At 70.4% G+C, this 20,708-nt stretch carries 25 protein-coding genes; 6 read left to right on the top strand and 19 right to left on the bottom strand.

Annotated elements, in window-relative coordinates:
* Positions 1 to 71: 71 nt before the first annotated feature.
* Positions 72 to 1,454, bottom strand: a complete 1,383-nt coding sequence (locus tag ABH937_RS08500) for a glycine--tRNA ligase (RefSeq protein ID WP_280690322.1) — start codon at positions 1,452 to 1,454, stop codon at positions 72 to 74.
* 374 nt (positions 1,455 to 1,828) lie between these two features.
* Between ABH937_RS08500 and ABH937_RS08495 the strand changes: the two genes are divergently transcribed.
* Positions 1,829 to 2,257, top strand: a complete 429-nt coding sequence (locus ABH937_RS08495) for a Fur family transcriptional regulator (protein ID WP_370217742.1) — start codon at positions 1,829 to 1,831, stop codon at positions 2,255 to 2,257.
* 15 nt (positions 2,258 to 2,272) lie between these two features.
* Here the strand turns inward: ABH937_RS08495 and ABH937_RS08490 are convergent, their stop codons facing one another.
* The 8 genes from ABH937_RS08490 to leuA form a co-directional block, all read right to left on the bottom strand.
* On the bottom strand, positions 2,273 to 2,884 hold the full coding sequence (locus ABH937_RS08490) for a hypothetical protein (protein ID WP_370217741.1): 612 nt from the start codon (positions 2,882 to 2,884) through the stop codon (positions 2,273 to 2,275).
* A gap of 62 nt (positions 2,885 to 2,946) precedes the next feature.
* Positions 2,947 to 4,041, bottom strand: coding sequence for a WXG100 family type VII secretion target (locus tag ABH937_RS08485; RefSeq protein WP_370217740.1), 1,095 nt, complete (start codon positions 4,039 to 4,041; stop codon positions 2,947 to 2,949).
* A gap of 2 nt (positions 4,042 to 4,043) precedes the next feature.
* Positions 4,044 to 4,358, bottom strand: coding sequence for a type VII secretion target (locus ABH937_RS08480; RefSeq protein ID WP_370217739.1), 315 nt, complete (start codon positions 4,356 to 4,358; stop codon positions 4,044 to 4,046).
* Positions 4,359 to 4,477: 119 nt separating this feature from the next.
* The gene (locus tag ABH937_RS08475) at positions 4,478 to 5,317 is read right to left on the bottom strand and encodes an isoprenyl transferase (protein WP_370217738.1); all 840 of its coding nucleotides are present in this window, start codon (positions 5,315 to 5,317) and stop codon (positions 4,478 to 4,480) included.
* A gap of 2 nt (positions 5,318 to 5,319) precedes the next feature.
* Positions 5,320 to 6,066 (bottom strand): DNA repair protein RecO, encoded by a 747-nt coding sequence (gene recO / locus ABH937_RS08470; RefSeq protein ID WP_370217737.1) that lies wholly within the window; start codon positions 6,064 to 6,066, stop codon positions 5,320 to 5,322.
* 109 nt (positions 6,067 to 6,175) lie between these two features.
* A complete protein-coding gene (locus ABH937_RS08465; RefSeq protein ID WP_280690331.1) occupies positions 6,176 to 6,841 on the bottom strand; it encodes a TerB family tellurite resistance protein in 666 nt (221 codons plus the stop codon).
* A gap of 194 nt (positions 6,842 to 7,035) precedes the next feature.
* Complete coding sequence (locus ABH937_RS08460; RefSeq protein WP_370217736.1) at positions 7,036 to 7,293, bottom strand: hypothetical protein; 258 nt, start codon at positions 7,291 to 7,293, stop codon at positions 7,036 to 7,038.
* Positions 7,294 to 7,304: 11 nt separating this feature from the next.
* On the bottom strand, positions 7,305 to 9,110 hold the full coding sequence (gene leuA / locus ABH937_RS08455) for a 2-isopropylmalate synthase (RefSeq protein WP_280690333.1): 1,806 nt from the start codon (positions 9,108 to 9,110) through the stop codon (positions 7,305 to 7,307).
* 304 nt (positions 9,111 to 9,414) lie between these two features.
* On the opposite strand from leuA, the gene ABH937_RS08450 reads away from it, so the two are divergent.
* Both ABH937_RS08450 and ABH937_RS08445 read left to right on the top strand, forming a co-directional pair.
* Positions 9,415 to 10,539 carry a M4 family metallopeptidase gene (locus tag ABH937_RS08450; protein WP_370217735.1) on the top strand — a complete coding sequence of 375 codons (1,125 nt, stop codon included), beginning with the start codon at positions 9,415 to 9,417 and terminating at the stop codon, positions 10,537 to 10,539.
* 118 nt (positions 10,540 to 10,657) lie between these two features.
* On the top strand, positions 10,658 to 10,963 hold the full coding sequence (locus ABH937_RS08445; RefSeq protein WP_280690335.1) for a protealysin inhibitor emfourin: 306 nt from the start codon (positions 10,658 to 10,660) through the stop codon (positions 10,961 to 10,963).
* A gap of 78 nt (positions 10,964 to 11,041) precedes the next feature.
* On the opposite strand, the gene era is transcribed toward ABH937_RS08445, so the two are convergent.
* The 3 genes from era to ABH937_RS08430 all read right to left on the bottom strand — a co-directional run bounded on the left by era (position 11,042) and on the right by ABH937_RS08430 (position 12,602).
* Complete coding sequence (gene era / locus ABH937_RS08440; RefSeq protein WP_280690336.1) at positions 11,042 to 11,992, bottom strand: GTPase Era; 951 nt, start codon at positions 11,990 to 11,992, stop codon at positions 11,042 to 11,044.
* A gap of 48 nt (positions 11,993 to 12,040) precedes the next feature.
* A complete protein-coding gene (locus ABH937_RS08435) occupies positions 12,041 to 12,193 on the bottom strand; it encodes a hypothetical protein (RefSeq protein WP_280690337.1) in 153 nt (50 codons plus the stop codon).
* 67 nt (positions 12,194 to 12,260) lie between these two features.
* On the bottom strand, positions 12,261 to 12,602 hold the full coding sequence (locus tag ABH937_RS08430) for a cytidine deaminase (protein WP_370217734.1): 342 nt from the start codon (positions 12,600 to 12,602) through the stop codon (positions 12,261 to 12,263).
* 110 nt (positions 12,603 to 12,712) lie between these two features.
* Here ABH937_RS08430 and ABH937_RS08425 point away from each other — a divergent pair, with 110 nt between their 5' ends.
* Positions 12,713 to 13,429, top strand: coding sequence for a hypothetical protein (locus tag ABH937_RS08425; RefSeq protein WP_370217733.1), 717 nt, complete (start codon positions 12,713 to 12,715; stop codon positions 13,427 to 13,429).
* Between the two features lie 14 nt (positions 13,430 to 13,443).
* Here the strand turns inward: ABH937_RS08425 and ABH937_RS08420 are convergent, their stop codons facing one another.
* Entirely contained in the window at positions 13,444 to 13,641 is a 198-nt protein-coding gene (locus ABH937_RS08420) for a DUF397 domain-containing protein (protein ID WP_370217732.1), read from the bottom strand.
* Positions 13,642 to 14,724, bottom strand: a complete 1,083-nt coding sequence (locus ABH937_RS08415) for a Scr1 family TA system antitoxin-like transcriptional regulator (RefSeq protein ID WP_370217862.1) — start codon at positions 14,722 to 14,724, stop codon at positions 13,642 to 13,644. It abuts the gene before it with no gap.
* 260 nt (positions 14,725 to 14,984) lie between these two features.
* Between ABH937_RS08415 and ABH937_RS08410 the strand changes: the two genes are divergently transcribed.
* Together ABH937_RS08410 and ABH937_RS08405 are read left to right on the top strand one after the other, a co-directional pair.
* Positions 14,985 to 15,677, top strand: a complete 693-nt coding sequence (locus ABH937_RS08410; protein ID WP_370217731.1) for a hypothetical protein — start codon at positions 14,985 to 14,987, stop codon at positions 15,675 to 15,677.
* A complete protein-coding gene (locus ABH937_RS08405) occupies positions 15,674 to 16,036 on the top strand; it encodes a winged helix-turn-helix domain-containing protein (protein WP_370217730.1) in 363 nt (120 codons plus the stop codon). Before ABH937_RS08410 ends, ABH937_RS08405 begins: the two co-directional genes overlap by 4 nt.
* Before the next feature lie 62 nt (positions 16,037 to 16,098).
* Here ABH937_RS08405 and ABH937_RS08400 read toward each other — a convergent pair whose 3' ends face one another.
* From ABH937_RS08400 to ABH937_RS08380, 5 genes are all read right to left on the bottom strand, one after another.
* Positions 16,099 to 17,433: a hemolysin family protein gene (locus ABH937_RS08400; RefSeq protein WP_370217729.1), complete on the bottom strand. Its 1,335-nt coding sequence runs from the start codon at positions 17,431 to 17,433 to the stop codon at positions 16,099 to 16,101.
* An 81-nt stretch (positions 17,434 to 17,514) separates the two neighbouring features.
* A complete protein-coding gene (ybeY, locus tag ABH937_RS08395) occupies positions 17,515 to 18,009 on the bottom strand; it encodes an rRNA maturation RNase YbeY (RefSeq protein WP_280690345.1) in 495 nt (164 codons plus the stop codon).
* A 14-nt stretch (positions 18,010 to 18,023) separates the two neighbouring features.
* Entirely contained in the window at positions 18,024 to 19,148 is a 1,125-nt protein-coding gene (locus tag ABH937_RS08390) for a PhoH family protein (protein ID WP_370217728.1), read from the bottom strand.
* A gap of 183 nt (positions 19,149 to 19,331) precedes the next feature.
* Positions 19,332 to 20,249, bottom strand: coding sequence for a ribonuclease Z (locus tag ABH937_RS08385; protein WP_370217727.1), 918 nt, complete (start codon positions 20,247 to 20,249; stop codon positions 19,332 to 19,334).
* A gap of 4 nt (positions 20,250 to 20,253) precedes the next feature.
* Positions 20,254 to 20,607 carry an HIT domain-containing protein gene (locus ABH937_RS08380; RefSeq protein ID WP_370217726.1) on the bottom strand — a complete coding sequence of 118 codons (354 nt, stop codon included), beginning with the start codon at positions 20,605 to 20,607 and terminating at the stop codon, positions 20,254 to 20,256.
* Positions 20,608 to 20,708: the final 101 nt, after the last annotated feature.

The raw sequence follows: 20,708 nt of genomic DNA, 5'->3' as shown, positions 1-20,708 counted from the left end.
CAGCACCTGAACAGGCGTCAGGGCCCGTACCATTGCGGCGGTACGGGCCCTGACGGTTCAGTCCAACAGGCTCAGCAGCCGATCAGTCGCGCGCCCAGGTACGCCTTGACCTGGTCCAGCGACACCCGCTCCTGCGCCATGGTGTCGCGCTCGCGGATGGTCACCGCGTTGTCGTCCAGGGTGTCGAAGTCGACCGTGACGCAGAACGGCGTGCCGATCTCGTCCTGGCGGCGGTAGCGCTTGCCGATCGCGCCCGCGTCGTCGAACTCGACGTTCCACGCGGTGCGCAGGTCGGCGGCCAGGCCCCGGGCCTTCGGCGAGAGGTCGCTGTTGCGCGACAGCGGCAGCACCGCGACCTTGACCGGGGCGAGCCGGGGGTCGAGCCGCATGCCGACGCGCTTCTCCATGACGCCCTTGGCGTTGGGGGCCTCGTCCTCGAAGTAGGCGTCGAGCAGGAACGCCAGCATGGCGCGGTTCAGGCCCGCTGCCGGCTCGATGACGTACGGGAAGTACCGCTCGCCGGACTCCTGGTCGAAGTACTTGAGGTCCTGGCCGGAGTGCTCGCTGTGCACCGTCAGGTCGTAGTCGGTGCGGTTGGCGATGCCCTCCAGCTCGGAGAACTCGGTGCCGCCGAAGTTGAAGCGGTACTCGATGTCCACCGTGCGCTTGGCGTAGTGCGAGAGCTTCTCCTTGGGGTGCTCGAAGAAGCGCATGTTCTCCGTCCGCAGACCCAGGTCGGTGTACCAGTCCCAGCGCTGCTGCAGCCAGTACTCGTGCCAGGTCTCGTCCTCGCCGGGCTTGACGAAGAACTCCATCTCCATCTGCTCGAACTCGCGGGTCCGGAAGATGAAGTTGCCGGGGGTGATCTCGTTGCGGAAGCTCTTGCCGACCTGGGCGATGCCGAACGGCGGCTTGCGGCGCGAAGTGGTCTGCACGGCCTTGAAGTTGGTGAAGATACCCTGCGCCGTCTCCGGGCGCAGGTAGGCCAGGCCGCCCGCGTCCTCGGTGACACCCAGGTGGGTCTTCAGCATGCCCGAGAACTCCTTGGGCTCCGTGAAGGCGCCCTTGGTGCCGCAGTGCGGGCAGTTGATGTCGGCCAGGCCGTTGGCGGGCAGCTTGCCGTGCTTGGCCTCGTATGCCTCCTCCAAGTGGTCCGCGCGGAACCGCTTGTGGCAGGAGGTGCACTCGGTCAGCGGGTCGTTGAAGGTGGCAACGTGGCCGGAGGCCTCCCAGACCTCGCGGGCCAGGATCACCGAGGAGTCAAGTCCGACCACGTCCTCGCGAGCGTGCACCATCGTGCGCCACCACTGGCGCTTGATGTTCTCCTTGAGCTCCACGCCCAGTGGCCCGTAGTCCCAGGCGGCGCGGGTGCCGCCGTAGATCTCGCTGCAGGGGTAGACGAAGCCACGGCGCTTGCTCAGGCTGACGATCGTGTCGATCTTGTCGGCGGCCACAGTGCTCTCTTCAGACGACGCCGCACACCCGGTGCGACGGCACGGTCAAGGCGCGGCTGGTTGCGCGCACCCGAATACCTCAGGTTACCGGGCAGGCGGGTGGGGGGTTCAAATCGATAACGTCCGCGCGCGTTCGAGCCGGCGAACAGCCGGCGCCGCCCGTTTCGAGGTACGCTCAAGTAAGATGACAATGATTTTCATGACATGCCGACGCACCCTCCTCCCCCGGCCCTGGCCGCGACCGGCTCCGCGCCGGGTGGCACCGCGGCCGCGATCCCGGAACCCGCACGAGCAGCTCGTCAGGACGACCCGTGCGACAGTGCGAGGCTGGCACAATGAGGTGTGACCCGACCCGATCCCCTGGAGGAGCACCGGTGACCACCGCAGGCCCGTCGCCACGCGCCCGATCGACCCGGCAGCGCGCCGCCGTCTCCGCGGCGCTGGACGAGATCGAGGACTTCCGCAGCGCGCAGGAACTGCACGACATGCTCAAGCACCGGGGCGACTCGGTGGGCCTGACCACCGTCTACCGGACGCTGCAGTCGCTCGCCGACGCCGGCGAGGTGGACGTGCTGCGCACCGCCGACGGCGAGGCGGTCTACCGCCGCTGCAGCAGCGGGCACCACCACCACCTGGTCTGCCGGCTCTGCGGCAGCACGGTGGAGGTCGAGGGCCCGGCAGTCGAGCGCTGGGCGAACACGGTGGCGGCCGAGCACGGGTTCAGCGACATCGCGCACACCCTGGAGATCTTCGGCACCTGCGCGGAGTGCACGGCCAAGCAGCGGGCGGCCGCGCTGCAGTAGCCGGCAGCGGGGACGTCAGGCCGGCCACTGCCAGACGGCGGGCGGGAAGGCGGCGGTGACGGCCGCCATGGTCTCGGCGAGCCCGATCAGTTCCTCGTAGCTGCGACGCTTGCGGACCCAGCCGATCAGCCGGGAGCGATCGATCCGCCAACCGCACCCGGCCTCGACGGTCAGCCGCTCGATCTCCTCGGTCAGCAGCAGCTTGCCGAACTCCGCATCGACGCTGACCAGGTTGACCGTGCCCTTGCGCCCGCCGGCCAGTTGGGGCAGCTGCTCAACAGACGCGCGCGGGATCGGCACTGCCTTGCTCCCGGCGTGCCTCGCCAGGTCGAACTCCGTCATGGCCGTGTCGGGGAAGGCGCGAGGGAGCTCCAGTGTGGCGATCGAGAAGTCGTACGAGTGACTGCCCGAGGGCGCGCCCGGCCTGGAGACCACCACATAGCCCAACGTGACGGGATAGCCCGCCACCTGACCGCGCAGCACATGGTGCAGCCGGTCGCGGAAGGACCCGGCGCTGAACGGGTACCCGAGCGGGTTCCAGTCCGGGTACTCGATCGTCACGGCCCGCTGGTACGCCCAGGCAGGGTCCTCCCGGAAGCGGCGAATGCTCTTGCGGACCTCGAACACGGCTCTCCCCCCTCAGTGGTACGGGTGACCACCCGCGTGCGCGGCCACCCACACCACCCTAGTCATCGGGGGTTCATCGCTCCCTTGGGGTCTACCAGCGGCGATCCGGGATCGAAGGGCGTGTGATCCATGGGCTCACCGGTCAGGGCGTTCTCGGCCGCATTCGCCAAGCCGTACACGGTGCCGTTGACGGCGCTGTCGCGCGGCCCGTTCTCCTCCCCCTGCGAGTAGATCTTCCGCCCGTTGTGCACGGCGCCACCGGCCAGCGCACCACCGACCAGGGAGGTCAGGCCGTCCTCACCGATGCTGATCGGGCTCTTGCCCTCGACGAAGTCCGTCCCCGCCTGGCCCAGGCCGCTGGTGACGCCGTTCATCACCACGTTCCCGGCCAGGCCGTTGCCCTGCAGCACACTGCCCAGTTTGCCGTCGCCCGCGAGCGCACCCGCGCCTGTCGAGAGCAGGGTGCTGAACCCGGCGTCGATCGCCGCAGACTCGAAGTCCGCGCCCCAGGTGACCTGCTGTCCGGACAGCGCCTGCCCCAGCACGTTGCCGCTGTAATCGCCGGCCAGGTTGCCCGCGAAGTTGACGGCGATCTCGAGCAGCTTGCTGTCCTCCGTCGCGTCCTTGATCACCTCCAGCACCTTCTCGATCGCGTTCAGCACCCGCGCCAGCTGGACCACCGCCGCGCTGGCCTCTTCGGCCTCGGCGGCGGCGCCGGCCGCGGCCGCGACATCCGAGAAGCCGGCGGAGAGGATGGACAGGCCGATCCCGATCGCGGCTGTGATCGCGATCTGCTCCTCGACCTGCTTGATCTGCTTGTTGACCGAATCGATCGCGTCGGCCGCCTGGTCCAGCTGGGCGGCGACGTTCTCGAAGTCCGGCAGCGCCTTGTCGATCTGGCCGCGGGTGTTGTCCCAGTGGCTGTGGAACGAGTGGGCGGCCTGGCCGGTCCAGGCGCTGTCCATGCCGTTGACCTGCTGGTCCAGGCCGTCCCGCGTGCTCTTGAGCTCGGTCGCCATGGTCCGCCAGGCGTTCGCGCACGCCCGCAGCACGCCCGGGTCGCCGCCCGGATTGAAGATGTCGAAGCTCTTCTCGATCGGCGGGGGTGGCGGAGTGTCCGACTGGCCGCTCTGATCGCCGGTGCTCTGCTGCGCCATGGTCAGACCCCCCGCAGCTTCTTCGCGTGGTGCTGGTCGGTCTGCTGGTAGTGCTTCGCAGTCTGGTCCAGACCGTCCGAGTACTGCTGGAGCTGGCTCTGCAGCTGCCGCAGGCTGGTCACCGTCGCCTGGGTCATCGCGACGTACTTCTGCAGACAGGCCGTGGACTCCGAGAGCACCCCGAAGGCGTCGTTGACGTTCTCGGCGGCGCCCGCGAAGGTGTCGATCTGGCCGCCCAAGCTGTTGGAAGCGGTGTGGAAGTCGCCGCCGACCGCGGTCACCCGGTCCGGTTGTATGGAGAAGTGGCTGCCCGCCATGGCTCTCGTCCCCGTTCGTCCCCACGATGGGCCGCGGCTCATCCGACGGCCCGTCAGTTGTGGAACGAACGATAGCCCCCCGCCGTGACGTTGCCACCGCGAGGGGTTATCACGCGACGTCAGCGCTGGGTCGGCAGCTCCGGCGCCTCCGGGACCTCGTTGGGCAGCGCGCCGCCGAAGCGGCGGTCGCGCATCGCGTACTGCTCGCAGGCCCGCCACAGGTCGCGCCGGTCGAAGTCGGGCCAGAGCACGTCCTGGAACACGAACTCCGCGTAAGCCGACTGCCAGAGCCAGAAGTTGGAGGTGCGCTGCTCGCCGCTGGGGCGCAGGAACAGGTCCACGTCCGGCATGTCGGGGTGGTACATGTACTTGGAGATGGTCTTCTCGTTGACCTTCTTCGGGTCCAGCCTGCCGGCCGCCACGTCGGCGGCGATCGCGGCCATCGCGTCCGTCAGCTCGGCCCGGCCGCCGTAGTTGACGCACATGTAGAGGGTGACCAGGTCGTTGCCCTTGGTCTGCTCCTCGGCCACCTTGAGCTCCTGCACCACGCTCTTCCAGAGCTTGGGCATCCGGCCGGCCCAGCGGATCCGCACGCCCAGCTCGTCCAGCTCGTCGCGGCGGCGGCGGATCACGTCCCGGTTGAAGTTCATCAGGAACTTCACCTCGTCCGGGGAGCGCTTCCAGTTCTCGGTGGAGAAGGCGTAGAGCGAGATGTTCTTGACGCCCAGCTCGATGGCGCCGGCCAGCACGTCGAGCACCACGCTCTCCCCGACCTTGTGGCCCTCGGTGCGGGGCAGGCCGCGCTCCTTGGCCCAGCGGCCGTTGCCGTCCATCACGATCGCGACGTGCTCGGGGACCAGCTCACCGGGGATCTTCGGCGGCACGGCGCCGCTCGGATGCGGGTCCGGGGTGCGGTAGGTCCGCTGCTTGCTGCCACCGAAGAGCCGTCGCGCTGCCATGCTCACTTCTCCACGTATCTCATCGAGCGGATGCCCCGCTCGAGGTGCCACTGCAGGTAGGCGGCGACCAGCCCGCTGCCCTCCCGCCAGTACCTCGGTTCGCACGTGTCCGCCGTCCGCCAGTCTCCGGACAGCAGGGCGCCGAGCAGAACCAGTGTCTCAGGGGAGGGTACGGCACAACCGGGCACGCGGCAGTCCGCGCAGAGCACGCCACCGGCCTGCAGCGAGAAGAACCGGTTGGGGCCGTCCAGGCCGCACTTGGCGCAGTCGGTGAAGCTGGCGCCGTAGCCGTTGACGGCCAGCGAGCGCAGCAGGAAGGCATCCAGCACCAGGTGCGACTCGTGCGCGCCGGCGGCCAGCGTGCGCAGTGCGCCGATCAGCAGCAGGTACTGCTGGACGGCCGGCTCGCCCTCGTTCTCGGCGAAACGTTCCGCCGTCTCCAGCATCGCGGTGCCGGCGGTGTAGCGGCCGTAGTCGGTGACGATGGAGCCGCCGTAGGGGGCGATGGTCTCCACCTGGGTGCAGAGCGGCAGCGAGCGGCTGATCAGCTCACTCCCCCGGCTGAAGAACTGCACGTCCACATGGGAGAAGGGTTCGAGCCGGGCGCCGAACTTGGACTTGGTCTTGCGGACCCCGCGGGCCACCGCTCTGACCTTGCCGTGCTGGCGGGTGAGCAGGGTGATGATCCGGTCGGCCTCACCGAGCTTCTGGGCGCGCAGCACGACGCCGTCGTCGCGGATCAGACTCATTCCCCCATTGTCCCGCACGGCGCACCGGTCCCGGACATCCGGGCACCGGGCGGCCCCGGGCAGCCAGGTCCCATCAGAGAGAAGGTCCAGGTCCCACCAGGGAGAAGGTTCAGTGCGCGGTGCGGGTGGCCGCTTCCAGCAGCCGGTCGACCACGTCCTCGGCGAGCCGCAGGCAGCCGCCCACGGCGGTCAGCGCGGCGCGCTCCTGGGGCAGGTAGCGACCGTCGGCCAGGGCGATCCTGGCGCCCTGCAGCAGCAGCCGCTCACGGCCCTGCTGGGCCAGGTGCGGGGCCAACGGCTCCAGCGCGGCGTGCAGTTCGACCAGCAGCCCGCCCCCGTCGGCCTGCAGGTCGACCGGCTCGCCGGCGTCCAGGCCGAGCAACGCGGCCAGCGCCGCGAGCAGTTGGGCCTCGCCACAGTCCTCGAAGCCGGCGTCGCGGACCAGTTCGCCGGCCTCCGTGCGGGCGGCGGCCGCGTTCGTCCCGCCGGCCGCCAGCAGGGCGAGCGCGATGGTGTAGTGGGCGTCCCGCAGCAGCCCGGTCAGCCGCCCACTGGTGGGCTGCTCCAGGCTCTCCAGGCCGTACCGGCCAAGGCAGTTGGTGCACTGCACGCTGCCCAGCACCGGGCCCAGCGGCAGCACCGGGGTACCGAACAGCCGCAGCCACCGCCGACCGTGCTGGCGGCGGTAGTTGCGGTCGCCGCCGCACCCCGGGCAGAAGAAGTCACCGAGCACATCCGTCCGCCACCGCGGGCGAACACCCCACAACTGCGTCACGGCGCCAACTCCCCAGACCTGGCAGACGGCCTGCACGACAACGGGCAGGTCACGTGACCGGAGGCGACGGCCGTCCCACCGACCTCGTTTCCGGTCCGTCGATGGTGCCACGGTTGCCGGACGGTGTCAGCACCCCGAACGGGTGCCGAAGGGAAAAAATGTGGCCCAGGACACATCTGTTCCCAGCGAGTCGACTACCACGCCGTGATCTGGCGGATGTAGACGCGTTCGTGCCGAGGAACGATCAGGTGGACGAACGTGCCGCCCGGCAGCAGAGCGTCCTGGCCCTTCGGGCCACCGCAGCGCTCGTAGAGGTCGGGGCGCCGCTCGATCTCGACCTCGCCGGCCCAGATTGTCAGCCAACCGTGCAGCGGTCCGAGGGTGTTGTGCCTGGAGTGACCACCGGCCGCCCTACGGCAGTGGCCTGCCGCCCGGTACGGACGGCAGGCCACGAAGGAATGACTCAGTGCCGGGCCGTCCGGTTGACGGCGCTGATGATCGCCTTCAGCGAGGCACGCACCGTGTTGCCGTCGATGCCCACGCCCCACAGCACCCGGCCGTCCACCGCGCACTCGACGTACGCGGCCGCCTGGGCGTCGCCGCCCTCGCTCAGCGCGTGCTCGGCGTAGTCCAGCACCCGGACGTCCACGCCGACGCCGGCCAGCGCGTCGGCGAAGGCGGAGACCGGGCCGTTGCCGGAGCCGGTCAGCTCGACCTCGGCGCCGTCCACCAGCGCCTGCACCGCCAGCGCGTCGCGGCCGTCCTCGGTGGTCAGGCTCTGCTGCTCGCGCAGCGCGATCCGGCCCCACGGGTTCTCGGGGGTGGGCAGGTACTCGTCCTGGAAGACCGCCCAGATGTCGGCCGGGGTGACCTCGCCGCCCTCGGCGTCGGTCTTGGCCTGGATGATCCGGGAGAACTCGATCTGCATCCGGCGCGGCAGGTCCAGCTTGTGGTCGTTCTTCAGCACGTAGGCGATGCCGCCCTTGCCGGACTGGCTGTTGACCCGGATCACGGCCTCGTAGCTGCGGCCCACGTCCTTGGGGTCGATCGGCAGGTAGGGCACGCCCCAGGTGTACTCGCCCATCGGCACGCCGGCCGCCTTGGCGTCGGCCTCCAGGGCGTCGAAGCCCTTCTTGATCGCGTCCTGGTGCGAGCCGGAGAAGGAGGTGTAGACCAGGTCGCCGGCGTAGGGGTGGCGCTCGGGGACGTTCATCTGGTTGCAGTACTCGTAGGTACGGCGGATCTCGTCGATGTTGGAGAAGTCGATCATCGGGTCGACGCCCTGCGAGAACAGGTTCATCCCCACGTTGACCAGGTCCAGGTTGCCGGTCCGCTCGCCCTGCCCGAACAGGCAGCCCTCGACCCGGTCGGCCCCGGCCATCACGGCCAGTTCGGCGGAGGCGACCCCGGTGCCGCGGTCGTTGTGCGGGTGGGTGGAGAGCGCGATGAACTGACGGCGCGACAGGTTGCGCGACATCCACTCGATCATGTCGGCGTACACGTTGGGCGTGCAACGCTCCACCGTGGTGGGCAGGTTCAGGATGATCTCGCGGCCCTCACCGGGCTGCCAGACGTCCATCACGCCCTCGCAGACCTCCAGCGCGAAGTCCAGCTCGGTGTCGATGAAGATCTCCGGCGAGTACTGGTAGCCGAAGACGGTCGCGCTGTCGCCGGAGCCCAGCAGCTTCTCCGCGTACTCCATGACCAGCCGGGTGCCGTCCACCGCGATCTGCTTGATGTCGGCCTTGCTGCCCTTGAAGACCACCCGGCGGAACAGCGGCGAGGTGGCGTTGTACAGGTGCACGGTCGCCCGCGGGGCGCCGACCAGGGACTCCACGGTGCGCTCGATCAGGTCCTCGCGGGCCTGGGTCAGCACCGAGATGGTGACGTCCTCGGGGATCGCGTCCTCGTTGATCAGCGAGCGGACGAAGTCGAAGTCGGTTGCCCCGGAGGAGGGAAAACCGACCTCGATCTCCTTGTAGCCCATCTTCACCAGCAGGTCGAACATCTTGCGCTTGCGGGCCGGCGACATCGGGTCGATCAGCGCCTGGTTGCCGTCCCGCAGGTCCGTGGAGAGCCAGCGCGGCGCCTTGGTGATCAGCTTGCTCGGCCAGCTGCGGTCCGCCAGGTCCACGGTGCCGAACGGTACGTAGCGCTCGAAGGGCATCCCGGACGGCTGCTGACGCACGGCGGCCGCGGTGATCGGGGTCGGCAGTTCGACGAAGGGACGAGCACTGTAGGCACGGGCGACGGAAGACTGCTCAGTCATGTGGTGAGACTCTCGGCTTCTCTTCGGATGCGGGCTGGTCGGGGTGGTGCTCACCCGACGGGCCGACTCGTGCGGCGCTCAGCGATCGACGCATGCGCCCAGCACAGACTCCGCGGCGAGGGAGCCGGCCTCCGATGGTCTTACAGGCCCTCGCCGCGGCAGCTAAGAAGAAGCAGCCCGTAACGCATGATGTGAGCCAGCGTAGCCGAGGGTCCGGCGATGCCGAAGCGAGTGCCGCGACATTTCCACTCCTTGAGACGGCGCCTGCGTGACAGCAGGTCGTGGAGTCCTCACCCTGAGTGCCATGACGCAGCCCATCTCACCGCTCTGCACCATCGTGCCGCCCTATCTGCTGGACCGGCTGGCCGGCCTCGGCCACGAGGGCGCGCTGCGCTCGCGTCAGCTGGACGCCGCGCTGCGCGCGGCGCGCGCCGCCCAGGCCACGCCGCCGCCGGACGGCGAGCAACAGGCCGGCGAACAACGGGGCGGCGAACAACGGGGCGGCGAACGCCGGGCCGGCGAGCAACCGGCTGCCGGACCCGCCGCCGCGGCCGGGGTGACGGGCCGGCCGGGGCGGACCATCGCCGACGCCGAACACACCGAGCACCTCCCCGGCCGCGCGATGCGCACCGAGGGCGGCCCGCCGACCGCCGACCCGTCCGTCAACCGCGCCTACGACGGCCTCGGCGCCACCCTCGCGCTGCTCCTGGAGGTCTACGGCCGCCGCTCGGTGGATGGCGCGGGCCTGCCGCTGCACGCCACCGTGCACTACGGCACGGGGTACGACAACGCGTTCTGGGACGGCCGCCGGATGGTCTTCGGCGACGGCGACGGCACGATCTTCGGCGACTTCACCGGCTGCCCCGACGTGATCGGCCACGAACTCGCCCACGGGCTGGTGCAGTACAGCACGAAGCTGGCCTACCACGGCCAGCCCGGAGCGCTCAACGAGTCGGTGGCGGACGTCTTCGGCACCCTGGCCAAGCAGTACGCGCTGGGCCAGCAAGCCGACGACGCCGACTGGCTGATCGGCGCCGGCCTGTTCGGCTCCGGGGTGCGCGGGGTGGCGCTGCGCTCGCTGAAGGCACCCGGCACCGCCTACGACGACCCCCGGCTCGGGCGCGACCCGCAGCCGGGCTCGATGGACGGCTACGTCGAGACGGACGAGGACGAGGGCGGGGTGCACATCAACTCCGGTATCCCCAACCGGGCGTTCCAGCTGCTCGCGGCCGACCTCGGCGGCGCCGCCTGGGAGCGGGCCGGGCGGATCTGGTACGACACGGTGACCGGCCCCGAGCTGCGCCCGGACGCCGACTTCGCCGCCTTCGCCCGGGCCACCGTGACCGCCGCCCGCACCCGCTTCGGCGAGGGCCCGGTGCCGGAGGCGGTGGCCGGCGCCTGGAAGCGGGTCGGCCTCTCGGCCACCTGAGCACGGCACCCCGGCGCTGGACGACACGCGCTGGACCACACACGCTCGACGACACGCGGCCGATGCGTTCTCAGCAAAATCCCAGCATCGGCCATCCGTGGGTAGCAGACTGGCCACCATGCGCATACAGGTGACCAGGAGCGGCGGCTTGACCGGTCAGATCCTGCGGGCCGAGCTGGACACCGAAGCCCGGATGGACGCGCCGCACGTGCACGCGCTGGCCCGCGAGGCGGTCGCGGGCGCCGCCCGGTCCCCCGGCTACGGGGTGCCCGACGGCTACCACTACGCGATCACCGTGGACGGCCGCACGGTGTACTGCGCCGACCCGCGACTGACCGCCTGCCAGCGGGAGTTGGTCTCGCTGATCCTGCACCAGGGAACGGCGGTGCCGCCGGGTGGCGACTGGGTCGCCACCCCCGGCTGACGCCCGTAAGAACCGCCGGGCGGCCGCCGGCTCGGAGAACGAGCCCGCGGCCGCCCGGCGGCGCGATCTGAGCCTGCGTCAGAAGCCGAGCTTGCGCAGCTGCTTGGGGTCGCGCTGCCAGTCCTTGGCCACCTTCACGTGCAGGTCGAGGTAGACCGGGGTGCCGAGCAGCGCCTCGATGTGCTTGCGCGCGGTCGTCCCGACGTGCTTCAGCCGCGCACCCTTGGCGCCGATCACGATCGCCTTCTGGCTCTGCCGCTCGATGTAGACGTTCGCGTGGATGTCCAGCAGCGGGCGGTCGGCGGGCCGGTCCTCGCGCGGGATCATCTCCTCGACGACCACGGCCAGCGAGTGCGGGAGTTCGTCGCGCACACCCTCCAGGGCGGCCTCCCGGATCAGCTCGGCGACCATGATCTGCTCGGGCTCGTCGGTCAGGTCGCCGTCCGGGTAGAGCGGCTGGCCCTCGGGCAGCAGCTTGGTGAGCAGCTCGGCGACCAGGTCGACCTGCTTGTCACCGGTGGCCGAGACCGGGATGATCTCCGCCCACTCGATGCCCAGCTCGGCGCCGAGCTGGGCGATGGCGATCAGCTGCTCGGCCAGCCGCTTGGAGTCGACCAGGTCGGTCTTGGTGACGATGGCCACCTTGGGGGTCTTCTTGATCTCGGCCAGTTCCTTGGCGATGAACTTGTCGCCGGGGCCGAGCTTCTGGTCGGCGGGCAGGCAGAAGCCGATCACGTCCACCTCGGCCCAGGTGCTGCGAACCAGGTCGTTGAGCCGCTCGCCGAGCAGGGTGCGCGGCTTGTGCAGGCCCGGGGTGTCCACCAGCACGAGCTGGGAGTCCGGGCGGTGCACGATGCCGCGCACGGTGTGCCGGGTGGTCTGCGGGCGGTCGGAGGTGATCGCGACCTTGGTTCCCACCAGGGCGTTGGTCAGGGTCGACTTGCCCGCGTTGGGTCGGCCGACGAAGCACGCGAAGCCCGAACGGTAGGGGCTTGCCGGGGAGGAGGGGGTGTCGCTCATGAGGACCATTGTCCCTGATCGCCTGGGAGCCCCCGGCCACCCCCGCTCCCAGCCGTGTCACTTGCGTCGCGACTGCAGCGCGCCGACCAGCGTGAGCACCAGCAGCGCGATCGAGCCGGCCAGCCAGTAGGGCGAGCCGCTCTCGTGCCAGCGGCCCAACCCCATCACCACGGCCAGCAGCGCCGCGAAGAACCCGAGTACGCCGAACATCACCCCACCCCCTCGGGGTGAGATTATCCGCTCTTCGTACTTAGGCCACGGCGGGTCACGCCTCGACTCACGCCTCGACGCGAACCCGCAGCACCCCGTCCGTCCCGGCCAGCAGCAGCGGCGCACCGGCCCCGCCCAGATCACGCACCACGGCCAGGTCCGCCTCAGCCGGAGTCTCCCCCGCCGTCACCACGGCCGCCGCCTCCAGCCCCTTGGCGCCACTGGCCACCGCCATCGCCACCGCCGTCTGCACCGCGCTCAGCTTCAGCGAGGCCAGCTCGACGGTCCCGGCGACGTAGGTGCGGCCGGTCTCGTCACGCACGGCCGCGCCTTCGGCCACGCCGTTGCGGGCCCGGGCGGAGCGGGCGAGGGTGAGCAGCTTCTGGTCTTCGGGATCAAGGTCAGTCATGCCGCCGAGCATAGGCGGCCGAGCCGGGGCGAACCACGATGGTCCATTCCCTCCCGTTCTCGTCGTCGCCGTGGGAGGCTACGCAGCGATCTGCCAACGAGGGGGAACCGATGAACCGGCGGACCGGAATCAGCCGCGCCACGGGAGCGGCACTGCTCGTCCTGACCCCGGCCCTGGCGAGCGGCTGCGGCGGGCCTGCCGGGCACGCTCCCGCAGCCCCCTCGCCGCACCCCTCGACTTCCGCGACGCAGGTGCGCTACCCGGTGACGCCCACCCGGCCGAGCGACGCGGGGCAGGCCGACCAATTCGTCGAGCAGCTGAAGTCATTCGCGGGCAGCCCCCACGTGACCCTGCCGGAGTCCACCACCGACCTGATGGTGCTGCGCCCGCTCACGGACGCCGACGGGGACGCGGCCTGGCTGCCCGACAGCGGGAGCGCCTGCCTGCTCTCCTCCCAGAGCGGCGGCACCCCCGCTCCGCATGTCGGTGTCAGCTGCCTCGACCTGCCCGCGAGGTCTCCCGCCGATCCCCCGGTGATGGTCGGTCCCTCGAACCTCGGCGGCAACGACCACGCGATGGAGTGGTTCGCGGCGGTGATCGGCTCGACCGACCCCGTGGTCGTGCGGCACGACCCCGACGGCGAGATCGACCCGCTCAACCAGGCCACGGCCAAGGCGGCGAACGGCGTCACGTACACCGTCGTCGAGTACCACGCACTCGACTACCCGAACGGCACCCCGTCGCCGCCCCTGCCCGCCGACGCGGGCACGCCGCAGCTCTGCATCGGATCGGGCGCGCTCTGCCGCGACGCGCTCCAGAACGGCTAGCGCCTGACGGCCCGTCAGACGATGCCGAACTCCCCACCCGCAACGCCACGGGTGAACGCCGCCCACGCCTCAGCGCCGAACGCCAGCTCCGGCCCCTGCCGGTCCTTGCTGTCGCGCACCGGCACCACGCCATCGGCAGCAGCCAGGTTCAGCGCCACCTCGACGCACTCGCCACCGTCGCCCTCGCTGTAACTGCTGGTCCGCCAGTCCACTCAGACCTCCCCGAACCGGCCACCCGCAACGCCACGGGTGAACGCCGCCCACGCCTCGGCGCCGAACGCCAGCTCCGGCCCCTGCCGGTCCTTGCTGTCGCGCACCGGCACCACGCCATCAGCGGCGGCCAGGTTCAGCGCCACCTCGACGCACTCGCCGCCGTCACCCTGGCTGTAACTGCTGGTCCGCCAGTCCGCCTTGCGGTACGAGTACGCAACGGGCTGCTGCTGCCGGGGAATAGTCACGTTCTGGAACCCTCTCATCGCGCTGCGGATCAGGCGGGCGGACTCCGACACGGACAGCGACTCCGCCCTCAGCCGATCATAGAACCGCGAACGCTCCCTCAGAGTCTGTTCATCGGTAACGAAGTAGCCCTTGCTCATCGTTTCCGAGTAGGCCCACTCCTCTGCCCCCGGCAGGGACAGCAGGGTCAGGCTGCCGCTGGTCCCGGTCCGCTCCCCAAGCCCGAACGGAGCCACCTGGACGATGACATTGGGGAACGCCTCCCCGACGTCGAGGAGGTGCTGCAGTTGCTCATGCATCACCATCGGGCCACCGACGGGCCGCCAGATCACCGACTCGTCGAGGATGGAGATCAGTTGCGGCCCGTCCGGCGTCAGGAACCGCTTCCGCCGGGCCATCCGGGCCGCGACGGCGTTCTCGATCTCCCGGTCGTCGGCATCAGGCCGCGCGAAGCGGAAGAGGGCACGCGCATAGCCGGGCGTCTGCAACAGACCCCGGATCCGGTCAACGTCATACCCCCTGATCAACGAGGCCGCCCCCTCCAGCCGCGCGTACAGCTTGAACCAGTCCGGGTGCACCACCTCCCGATCCCAGTCCACGTCGTGCCACGCCCGCACCAAAGCCTGCTTGGCGTCCAGGACTTCGTCCAGCCGCACCACGTAGTCCTCGCGCGGGAACCGCTCCGCCGACTCGAACCGCGAGAGCAGCGAGGGATCGATCGGGATCGTCCGCGCGAGTTCCACGGTCTTCATCTTCCGCAGCTCCCGCCAGTCCTTGAGCAGCCAGCCGAAGGCCTCGGGCGTCAGCAGCCGGTGCTCAGTGGAACGTCGACTCGCCATGTGGTGCACCCCTCGATCGTGAGATCCGCCGGGCACGCAGCCGCCAACCAGCCACCCCTTGGCCGGAATTGAACGCGGCGCCACCCACTGCGGTCCATTGGTAGCACCGCGCGACCATCCCACGCGACGGAAGACCCGAACTACACCCGTTCGGCCTACTCGAACGCCGATCCCCCTGGCAACCACGGCCGTTCGCCCCTTCGGGCACTTCGCAGACAGGTCTCTAGACACAATTGGTTTGCCATGCAAACCTCGATCTCATGGCGACTCAACCCGTTCCGTCCTCAAGTGACCCCCGGCACCTCCTGGCAACGACCGGGGCTCTGGTCCAGCGTGTCCGCCGTGAGCAACGCGGTGCCTGGTTCCCGCTCCTGGTCTTCGCCGCCGCGAGGTTCGCCGCAGCTCCGATCGTCGAGTACGGCCAGGGCCCCTGCGATGCGGCCAACGGCGGCCTGGGCGGGCTCTGCGTCAACTCCCTGCCCCCTGCGATGTGGTACTGGCCGGTGGCGCTGCTGCTCGCCTATGTCGCGATCAGCTGGTTCTATCTCCGTCGTTCCGCCAAGCTCGGCCTGGGTACCCGGATCCAGCCGTACCTGGTGCTGGGTGTCGCCCTCGCCTTGCTCATGGCCGCCGACCAGGCGTGGACGGCGGCCCACCCGGGTTTCCTGGCCGAGCTGGACGGGACGGGGCCGATCTCCGTGTTCGCCCGCACGGTGTTGAGCCCAGCCGGCACGATCGGTCTGGCGTTGCTGCTGCTCGCCCGGATCGAGCGCAGCTGGCCGCTTCTCGCCGTCACCTGCGGGTACCTGCTCGCCATGCTCAGCTCTGACAGCCGTCCTGACCCGTCCCCGTGGTCCTTCCTCCCGAGCCTGCTACTGGAAGGCGGCGTGCTGCTGGTCGGCGGCGTCGTCCTCGCCCTGCTGCACCGGGCCCAGGGGCGGTCGGCCGGATGACCGAGCACCCCACCAGCAGCCTCGACGACGTCGTGCACCAGCGCGTCCGCCTGGGCATCCTCGCGGTGGCCAAGGAGGCCCGGCGGGTGGAGTTCACCTTCCTGCGCAGCACACTCGGCCTCACCGCCGGCAACCTCTCCCAACACCTCGGCGTCCTGGAGAAGGCCGGCCTGGTCACGATCGACAAGGGTTACGAGGGCAAGCGGGCCCGCACCTGGGTCCAGCTCACCAAGGCCGGCAAGAAGGCCCTGCACGACGAGATCACGACGCTCAGGACCCTGATCCACCAGCTCGAAGGACTTGAAGAACGTGACGGCGGAGTCAACCCCGGTCCCACAGCCGCTCCATCACCTGGTTGAGCGTCCTGCCGGCGTGGACGCCGCCGTGGTGGTCGCCAGGGCCAGGAGCGGCTGACGGACCGTCAGCCGAGATCCACGCCCGCCGGCGGCTGGTCCGACCCGCCCGGCCCGACCGGGGCGGCCACCACGGTGCCGATCCGGTTGCGCCGCCCGGCCGAGCTCTCGGCGGTCAACCGGATCGCCTTCAGTCCGGCCGGGCCGTCCTCGGGCGCCGGGATCTCGCAGGCCGAGCCGGGGATCGGCACCCGGCCCAGGTGCTTGGCGAGCAGGCCGCCGACCGTCTCGACGTCCTCGTCCTCCAGCTCGATGCCGAACAGCTCGCCGAGGTCCTCGACCAGCAGGCGGGCGGTGATCCGGAACGAGCCGTCGCCGAGGTCCTCGATCGGCGCGATCTCGCGGTCGTACTCGTCGGTGATCTCGCCGACGATCTCCTCCAGGATGTCCTCGATGGTGACCAGCCCGGCCGTGCCGCCGTACTCGTCGATCACGATCGCCACGTGGGAGCGCATCTGCTGCATCTCGCGCAGCAGGTCGTCGACCGGCTTGCTGTCCGGGATGAAGACGGCCGAGCGCATCACGGTGTCCACCTGGTCGGACTCCGCCTCGGGGTTCACGTGGGTGCGCCGGACCAGGTCCTTGAGGTAGACGATGCCGACCACGTCGTCCTCGTTGTCACCGACCACCGGGATCCGCGAGAAGCCCGAACGCAGCGCCAGGGTCAGCGCCTGCCGGACCGTCTTGTGCCGCTCGATCATCACCAGGTCGGTGCGCGGCACCATCACCTCGCGCACGATGGTGTCGCCCAGCTCGAAGACGGAGTGCACCATCCGGCGCTCGTCGTCCTCGATCAGGTCGTCCTTCTCGGCCAGGTCGACCAGCGCGCGCAGCTCGGCCTCGGAGGCGAACGGGCCCTCCCGGTAGCCCTTGCCGGGGGTGAGCGCGTTGCCCAGCAGGATCAGCAGGCGCGGGATCGGCCCGAGGATCCGGGCCAGCGGCAGCAGCACGAAGGAGGCCGCGGTCGCGGTGGTCAGCGGGTGCTGGCGGCCGATGGTGCGCGGGGAGACGCCGACCGCCACGAAGGAGACCAGCACCATCACCCCGAAGGCCAGCAGGATCGCCTGCCAGGTCTGCTGCAGGGTGCGCACGCAGACCACGGTGACCAGGACCGCGGCCGCCATCTCGCTGGCCACCCGGATCAGGGTGGCCAGGTTGAGATAGCGGATCGAGTCGCTGGCCAGCGTGAGCAGCCGGACCGCGCCGCGCCGGCCGTTGCGCACGGCCTCGTCGGCGCGGAACCGGGAGACCCGGGAGATGCCGGCCTCGGCGCAGGCGGCCAGCCAGCCCAGCACGACCAGCAGGCAGGCCCCGACCAGAAAGCTCGTACTATTGCCACTCATGCGGCCGCCTCGCTGCCCTCGGCAGGCGCTTCGCGGCACACGCACCTATCGATGATGAGCTCGCTTCGCTCGCTCATCGGACTAGTGGGTCGTCGGCGCCGGGGAGATCCCCGAAAGCCCGCGACCGGCCCGCCAGTCGTCGAGGATCCGCTTCTGGAGGGCGAACATGATCTGCTCCTCCTCCGGCTCCTCGTGGTCGTAGCCGAGCACGTGCAGCACCCCGTGGACGGTGAGCAACTGCAGCTCCTCGTCCATCGAGTGCTTGGAGGGAGCGGCCAGGCCCTGCGCCTGGGCCACCTCGGGGCAGAGCACGATGTCGCCGAGCAGGCCCTGCGGCAGCTCCTCGCCCTCCTTGCCGGGGCGCAGCTCGTCCATCGGGAAGGACATCACATCGGTGGGACCTGGCAGGTCCATCCACTGGATGTGCAGTTGCTCCATCGCCTCGGCGTCCACGAGGATCACGGACAGTTCGGACAGCGGGTGGATCCGCATCTTGTCGAGGGCGAAGCGGGCGACGTCGAGGATGGACTCCTCGTCGGCCTCCCAGCCGGACTCGTTGGCGATGTCGATGGACATGAAGCGGTGTCGACTCAGCTTTCGGTGCGATGGGACTGTCGGGGCGCGTGGCCACGGGGGCCGCGCGGGGCGGTCTTGCGCGGGGACCGGTCGGAGGCCGCACGGTCCGCGTCCTCGGCGTTCTCGGCGTCCCAGCGCTCGTAGGCGTCAACGATCCGGCCGACCAACTTGTGACGGACCACGTCGGTACTGGTCAGGATCGAGAAGTGGATGTCGGGGACGCCGGCCAGGATCTCCTGGACCACCTTCAGACCGCTGCGGGTACCGCCCGGCAGGTCGATCTGGCTGGTGTCACCGGTGACCACGACCCGGGAGTTGAAGCCCAGGCGGGTCAGGAACATCTTCATCTGCTCGGGCGAGGTGTTCTGCGCCTCGTCCAGGATGATGAAGGCGTCGTTCAGGGTCCGGCCGCGCATGTAGGCGAGCGGGGCGACCTCGATGGTGCCGGCCGCCATCAGCCGCGGGATCGAGTCCGGGTCCATCATGTCGTGCAGCGCGTCGTAGAGCGGGCGCAGGTACGGGTCGATCTTCTCGTAGAGGGTGCCGGGCAGGAACCCGAGCCGCTCGCCGGCCTCCACCGCCGGGCGGGTCAGGATGATCCGGTTGACCTCCTTGGCCTGCAGCGCCTGCACGGCCTTGGCCATCGCCAGGTAGGTCTTGCCGGTGCCGGCCGGGCCGATCCCGAAGGTGATGGTGTGCCGGTCGATCGCGTCGACGTAGGTCTTCTGGTTCACCGTCTTGGGGCGGATGGTCCGGCCCCGGTTGGAGAGGATGCTCTGGGTGAAGACGGCGGACGGGCTGACCGCGCCGTCCGGGTCCTGGGCCCCGCTCTTGAGCATCGCGATCGACCGCTCCACGGCGTCCTCGGTCAGCGGCTGGCCGGTGCGCAGCACCAGCATCATCTCGCTGAACAGCTGCTTGACCAGCGCGATGTCGGCCCGGTTGCCGGTCGCGGTCACCTCGTTGCCACGGACGTGGATGTCGGTGTCCGGGAAGGAGCGCTCGATCACTCTCAGGAGGGAGTCGGTGGCACCGAGCAGGGTGACCATCGGGTGCTTCTCGGGGATCACGATCCGGGCGGTCGATCCGTCGCCGCCCTGGACGCCGCTGGGGGCGCTGGTCTGTACGGTGTCACTCATCGGTTCGCTCATGGGTCGGCGCTGAGGCCTGCCTCATCCCATCCGTGTCTCGGGGTGCCGCTCGGTCGGTTCCGGGGTCACCAGGGTACGCCGCGCAGGTGTTCGCTGTGACGCGGCCCGATCGATGGTGGGCCAGTTCCCCCTGGGACGCCAGCGGATTTCGGGCCTCGCGGTCTCCGGGCCTCATCGACGCGGCGGCACCGGGATCCGGGCCAGGTCCTCGGCGACCACCAGCTCGCCGTCGAAGTGCGCCCGGGCCTCGGCGAGGTGGCCGGCCAGGTCCGGGTAGCGCTGCGAGAAGTGGGTCAGCACCAGGGTCCGCACGCCCGCCTCGGCGGCCAGCATGGCCGCCTGCCCGGCGGTGAGGTGGCCGTGCTGCTCGGCCAGGTGCGCGTCGGCGGCCAGGAAGGTGGCCTCGGCGACCAGCAGGTCGGCGCCCTCGGCCAGCGCCTCGGCGCCCGGGCAGAGCCGGGTGTCCATCACGAAGGCGAAGCGCTGGCCGCGCCGCACCTCGCTGACCTCCGCCAGGGTGACCGTGCGCCCGTCGACCTCCACGGCGCCCTCGCGCTGCAGCCGGCCGACCGAGGGTCCGCGCAGGCCGAGCGCGGCCAGCTTCTCGGGCAGCAGGCGACGGCCGTCGGGCTCGGTCAGCCGGTAGCCGAAGGCGTCCACCGGGTGCGAGAGCCGGATCGCCTCCAGGGTGAAGGCGGCGCCCTCGGTGGGCAGCTCGCCGGCCTCGGCGATCGGGTGCGGGCGCAGCTCGGCCGTCTCGTGGAAGGCGGTGGCCTGCCGCAGCCGGTCGAAGAAGACCTGGCCGCTGGCCGGGTAGTAGGCGTGCACCGGGTGCGGGACCTGGTCCAGGTTGATCCGCTGGACGACCCCGGCCAGACCCAGGCTGTGGTCGCCGTGGAAGTGGGTGACGCAGATCCGGGTCAGGTCGGTGGCCGAGACCCCGGCGAACTGCATCTGCCGCTGGGTGCCCTCCCCCGGGTCGAACAGCAGGCCCTCGCCGTCCCAGCGCAGCAGGTAGCCGTTGTGGTTGCGCTGCCGGGTCGGCACCTGGCTGGCAGTGCCGAGGACGACGAGTTCGCGTTGTGACACGGGATCAGACCATGCCCTCGCGCAGCGGCTTGCCGCCCAGCACGTGGACGTGTGCGTGGAAGATGGTCTGGCCGGCCCCGGCGCCGGTGTTGAAGATCAGCCGGTAGGCGTCGATCCCCTCGTCGGCGGCGACCGCGGCGGCCTCGGTGAGCAGTTCGGCCGCGATCAGCGGCTCGGCGGCGGCCAGCGCGGCGGCGTTCGGGTAGTGCACGTGCGGGATCACCAGGATGTGCGTCGGGGCCTGCGGGTGGATGTCCCGGAACGCCAGGGTGCGCTCGGTCTTGCGGACCACGGTGGCCGGGATCTCGCCCGCCACGATCTTGCAGAACAGGCAGTCCGCCTGCGGCTCGCCGGACATCCGGGTCTCCTCGCGATGCGTTGCCGGCCTCTGGCCACCGGCATCTGACGGACCGCAGCCTAGCCGAGCCGCTGCGGGGGAAGGCCTCGGCGGCCCTCCCC

It is taken from the genome of Kitasatospora sp. GAS1066B, assembly GCF_041262605.1.
Taxonomy (GTDB): Bacteria; Actinomycetota; Actinomycetes; order Streptomycetales; family Streptomycetaceae; genus Kitasatospora.
The sequence above is the reverse complement of the archived record's forward strand: the minus strand, read 5'-3'. Positions and strand labels throughout refer to the sequence as shown.

What these genes read in the sequence shown, in the direction of transcription:
- ABH937_RS08485 (WP_370217740.1), bottom strand. Translation starts at nt 4,041, where the DNA reads ATGGCGCAGCAGAGCACCGGCGATCAGAGCGGCCAGTCGGACACTCCG.
- ABH937_RS08480 (WP_370217739.1), bottom strand. Translation starts at nt 4,358, where the DNA reads ATGGCGGGCAGCCACTTCTCCATACAACCGGACCGGGTGACCGCGGTC.
- ABH937_RS08475 (WP_370217738.1), bottom strand. Translation starts at nt 5,317, where the DNA reads ATGGCAGCGCGACGGCTCTTCGGTGGCAGCAAGCAGCGGACCTACCGC.
- recO (WP_370217737.1), bottom strand. Translation starts at nt 6,066, where the DNA reads ATGAGTCTGATCCGCGACGACGGCGTCGTGCTGCGCGCCCAGAAGCTC.
- leuA (WP_280690333.1), bottom strand. Translation starts at nt 9,110, where the DNA reads ATGACTGAGCAGTCTTCCGTCGCCCGTGCCTACAGTGCTCGTCCCTTC.
- ABH937_RS08450 (WP_370217735.1), top strand. Translation starts at nt 9,415, where the DNA reads ATGACGCAGCCCATCTCACCGCTCTGCACCATCGTGCCGCCCTATCTG.
- ABH937_RS08445 (WP_280690335.1), top strand. Translation starts at nt 10,658, where the DNA reads ATGCGCATACAGGTGACCAGGAGCGGCGGCTTGACCGGTCAGATCCTG.
- era (WP_280690336.1), bottom strand. Translation starts at nt 11,992, where the DNA reads ATGGTCCTCATGAGCGACACCCCCTCCTCCCCGGCAAGCCCCTACCGT.
- ABH937_RS08435 (WP_280690337.1), bottom strand. Translation starts at nt 12,193, where the DNA reads ATGTTCGGCGTACTCGGGTTCTTCGCGGCGCTGCTGGCCGTGGTGATG.
- ABH937_RS08430 (WP_370217734.1), bottom strand. Translation starts at nt 12,602, where the DNA reads ATGACTGACCTTGATCCCGAAGACCAGAAGCTGCTCACCCTCGCCCGC.
- ABH937_RS08425 (WP_370217733.1), top strand. Translation starts at nt 12,713, where the DNA reads ATGAACCGGCGGACCGGAATCAGCCGCGCCACGGGAGCGGCACTGCTC.
- ABH937_RS08415 (WP_370217862.1), bottom strand. Translation starts at nt 14,724, where the DNA reads ATGGCGAGTCGACGTTCCACTGAGCACCGGCTGCTGACGCCCGAGGCC.
- ABH937_RS08410 (WP_370217731.1), top strand. Translation starts at nt 14,985, where the DNA reads ATGGCGACTCAACCCGTTCCGTCCTCAAGTGACCCCCGGCACCTCCTG.
- ABH937_RS08405 (WP_370217730.1), top strand. Translation starts at nt 15,674, where the DNA reads ATGACCGAGCACCCCACCAGCAGCCTCGACGACGTCGTGCACCAGCGC.
- ABH937_RS08400 (WP_370217729.1), bottom strand. Translation starts at nt 17,433, where the DNA reads ATGAGTGGCAATAGTACGAGCTTTCTGGTCGGGGCCTGCCTGCTGGTC.
- ybeY (WP_280690345.1), bottom strand. Translation starts at nt 18,009, where the DNA reads ATGTCCATCGACATCGCCAACGAGTCCGGCTGGGAGGCCGACGAGGAG.
- ABH937_RS08390 (WP_370217728.1), bottom strand. Translation starts at nt 19,148, where the DNA reads ATGAGTGACACCGTACAGACCAGCGCCCCCAGCGGCGTCCAGGGCGGC.
- ABH937_RS08380 (WP_370217726.1), bottom strand. Translation starts at nt 20,607, where the DNA reads ATGTCCGGCGAGCCGCAGGCGGACTGCCTGTTCTGCAAGATCGTGGCG.